This window comes from Aequorivita soesokkakensis (genome assembly GCF_001641085.1).
Classification (GTDB): domain Bacteria; phylum Bacteroidota; class Bacteroidia; order Flavobacteriales; family Flavobacteriaceae; genus Aequorivita; species Aequorivita soesokkakensis.
Genome location: NZ_LXIE01000039.1, coordinates 1 through 4,293, shown reverse-complemented (window position 1 = coordinate 4,293; position 4,293 = coordinate 1). Strand labels below are relative to the sequence as shown.

The 4,293-nt window shown below is 38.5% G+C and carries 2 protein-coding genes; one reads left to right on the top strand and one right to left on the bottom strand.

Annotated features, from left to right (window positions below):
* Positions 1–100 precede the first annotated feature (100 nt).
* On the bottom strand, positions 101–1,723 hold the full coding sequence (locus A7A78_RS11915) for a peptide chain release factor 3 (RefSeq protein ID WP_068762693.1): 1,623 nt from the start codon (positions 1,721–1,723) through the stop codon (positions 101–103).
* 447 nt (positions 1,724–2,170) lie between these two features.
* Between A7A78_RS11915 and A7A78_RS11910 the strand changes: the two genes are divergently transcribed.
* Positions 2,171–4,293: SprB repeat-containing protein (locus tag A7A78_RS11910; protein WP_131811141.1), on the top strand; the 2,123-nt coding region annotated here is incomplete at its 3' end.

Genomic DNA, 4,293 nt, shown 5'->3' with positions numbered 1-4,293 from the left:
CGGGGCTTTTTTTATGCTTCAAATTTCAAAATGCAAAAACCAAATTCCAAACATAGGCGCGCGATTAATCGCACGCCTATGTTTTTAATAATGTCTATAATTATTTTCCAGCTTCCGACTTCGAGTTTCCAGCCTTTTCAAACTCACTCACAAAATGCAATTTCACATTTGGATATTTTGATTGCGTCATTTGAAGTGTAAATGCAGAATCTGCAAAGAAGACCAATTGGCCGCGTTTGTCTTTCGCTAAAAATTTCGCTTTCACTCTTTTAAAGTCTGCGAACTCTTCACTTTTTGGATCTTTTGCTTCTACCCAACAGGCTTTGTGAACATTCAGGTTTTCATAGCTACATTTGGCTCCATATTCGTGTTCCAGTCGGTATTGGATTACTTCAAACTGCAGTGCACCAACAGTTCCAATGACTTTCCTGTTATTCAGTTCCAAAGTGAAAAGCTGCGCCACACCTTCATCCATCAATTGGTCGATGCCCTTTTCAAGCTGTTTGCTCTTCATGGGATCTGCATTGTTGATGTATTTAAAGTGTTCCGGTGAAAAGCTTGGAATGCCTTTGTACTGCATTTCTTCGCCTTCGGTAAGTGTATCGCCAATCTTAAAATTTCCTGTGTCGTGAAGACCAACAATATCGCCAGGATAGGAAATGTCAACAATCTGTTTCTTTTCGGCAAAGAAAGCATTGGGGCTACTAAATTTCAGTTTTTTTCCTTGACGAACATGTAAATAAGGTGAATTCCGTTCAAAAGTTCCCGATACAATTTTCACAAAAGCCAATCGGTCACGGTGTTTGGGATCCATATTCGCGTGAATTTTAAAAACGAAACCTGAGAATTCTTTTTCATCGGGTTTTACCAAACGTGTACTACTTTCCTTTGGGCGTGGAGTAGGAGCAATTTCAACAAAACAATCCAACAATTCACGAACTCCGAAATTGTTTAAAGCAGAGCCAAAAAATACAGGTTGAAGTTTTCCTTCCAAATATTCCTCACGATCAAAATCTGGGTAAACTTCATAAACAAGCTCCAATTCGTCACGAAGTGTTTTTGCAGCTTTATCGCCGATCAATTTTTCAAGTTCGTGGCTTTGAATGTCTTCAATTTCAATAGTTTCCTCAATATTTTTTCTGCTATCTCCACTAAAAAGATTTACGTTTTTTTCCCACACATTATAGATTCCTTTAAAATCATAACCCATCCCGATTGGGAAACTTAAAGGGGTAACGCGAAGATTGAGTTTCTGTTCAATTTCGTCAAGCAGTTCAAAAGCGTCTTTACCTTCGCGGTCCATCTTATTAATGAAAACAATCATTGGTATGTTTCGCATGCGGCAAACTTCAACTAATTTCTCAGTCTGTTCTTCAACCCCTTTTGCTACGTCAATTACAACGATAACACTATCTACCGCTGTAAGTGTTCTGAACGTATCTTCGGCAAAATCCTTGTGGCCGGGAGTATCGAGAATGTTGATTTTTATACCTTCATACTCAAAAGCCAAGACAGAAGTGGCCACGGAAATTCCGCGTTGGCGTTCGATTTCCATAAAGTCGCTGGTCGCGCCTTTCTTAATTTTGTTGCTTTTAACGGCACCTGCTTCTTGAATTGCACCGCCAAAAAGCAAAAGTTTTTCAGTGAGGGTTGTTTTTCCCGCATCAGGGTGACTGATAATCCCAAAAGTTCTGCGGCGTTTTATTTCTTTACTTAAAGACATTTTTCTATATATAAAGGTGCAAAGATAAAGTTTGTTATTGGAGTAATAAACCCAAGGAGTATTTAAAAATTAGTATGGTTTGCATTTTGATTTTCGATGTAGCTTTAAAAAAGTTTATCATTTGAAAATATGCTTTTTTTGGCGATTAAAAGGATAAATAGGAAAGGGTTTTCGGTGAAAGCTTTAGATTTTTTCTTACTTCCAATGCCTCTAAAAGCCTTATATACAGGGTATATACGTACTAACACGTATGTCATTTTCCTACAAAAAAACACCTCTTTTTCATACAATTTATGTCGTTTGCCGAGTATTTTTTACAGTTCAACTAATACTTGTTTGTTAGTAATTCCTTAACACTTTTTCCACTGTATATTTGAACATTAATTGAGGTGAAATGTTCAATTATTGCATTATCAAAAGATATCGGTATTAATAAAATTCTAACTTATGTTTAAAATAATTACTAAATTATTTGCTTCTGATAAGAGGTTTTTAATAGGTCTCATTTTAATAGCTTGCTTGAGCAGCCAAGGATATTCCCAGGTTAAAAGTACCTCGGATGGAGATAATGTTGTATTACCATATACACAAGAGTATTTGGATCAATATAATGCTGCACTTGATAAAAAGGCTGCTGATTATAATGCGACTTTCCGGTCAAAATCAAAAGCTGAGGCTTTTAATAACGCCTATAAAGGAAATATTGTAGGGGCGTGTAATTTAATTACATGTGGATCTTTTGAAAAAGCTGATGTTAGTGGAGGTACATTCCGAACTGCTGTTGGTGGTACAAATGGCCAATATCAAGCCGATGCAAGGTACACTTGTTGGGATGATGATGGAACTGTTGACTGGTCTGAAGGGCAATACATATCCTATTCCCAAACAAACGCCAATACTGTTTATCCGGGTATTATAGAGCCTTCCACTTTTGATGGGGGCGGTTTTGCTATATTTTCATATCAAAATGAAGCAATAAGACAAACACTTACAGTTATTCCAAATACAGTTTATACTGTATGTTTTGAAATTGCTGTAATTCCTCGTTATAATACTGTAAATAGTAATAATCAAGGAGGAGAGATAATTGAATATCTTCCAAATTTGCAATTTGGCGTTAGAAATGGAGCTGTTCAAATTAGCGACCCACTTACTTATACTCATGCAAATTTAATTCAGCATACAACTAGTGAGTTCCCTACAAGATTGTCATTTTCTACAAGTGGCAATGGAGGAAATCAAAACCCAGGAGGTTGGACAGAAATAAATCCATATTGGGAAAATAGATGTATTACTTTCAAAGCAGGTCCAAGTGCTACTTCGGTTGAGGTTTTTTATAAAACTGGTAATCCAGGTAGATCGGTAGTATTGGTGGATGGTCTAAGATTATCTGTGGAGGGTTATGCAAATGCCCCCACTTTGTTTCCTGAAACAAAAACTTATTGTGCCCCAACACAGGTGCAATTAAATACTTTTGTTACTTCAACAACTCCACCAGGTGCGCAATTAAAATGGTCTCCTAATCCAGATCTAAGTAATCCTTTGCCTCTTAATCCAACGGTTACTACTCCAGGTATTTGGTATGCATATTATTTCAATCCAACACTTGGATGTACCTCACCTGCCCGCAAGCTTACATTAACAAATACAGATTTAGATTCAAGCTTCACAAAAGTAAACGTAACATGTTTTGGTGGAAATAATGGTTCTATAGACTTATCAGTAACCGGTGGATCTGGGTCATATACTTATGCTTGGACTGCCAGCAACGGTGGTAGTGGATTAAATCCATCAGCCCAAGATCAATCTGGTTTAACTGCTGGAACTTATAATGTAACTGTTAGCGATGGTACTTGTACTACTTTGGAAACAGTTATTATTACTCAGCCTAATCAAATAAATGTTGATGCCGGAAACTACGGACCGCTTTGTGATAACGTTAGCCCTATCACATTAACGGGAACCCCTACCAATTCCAACGGAACTTGGAGTGGACCGGGTGTTACCGACAACGGCAACGGAACGGCAACCTTCAATCCAGCAGGATTGTTTGGTTCAAACACCGTAACCTATAGCTATACAAATGGCAGTGGATGCTCCAACAGCGATACCGCAAATATAGTAGTTCACAAATCACCAACAGTTGATGCCGGAAACTACGGACCACTTTGTAACAACGTTAGTCCTATTACCTTGACAGGAACTCCAGCAAATTCCAACGGAACATGGAGCGGACCCGGTGTTACCAACAACGGAAACGGAACAGCGACCTTCAACCCAGCAGGTCTTAACGGCTCCATCACGGTTACTTATAGTTATACTGATGGAAACAGCTGTACCAACAGCGATACTGCCAACATACTTGTAAATACAGCTCCAACAGTGGACGCTGGAAATTATGGTCCGTTATGTGACAACGTTAGTCCTATTACCTTGACAGGAACTCCAACAAATTCCAACGGAACATGGAGCGGACCGGGCGTTACCAACAACGGAAACGGAACGGCGACCTTCAACCCAGCAGGATTGAGTGGTTCTATTACCGTTACCTATAGTTATACTGATGGAAA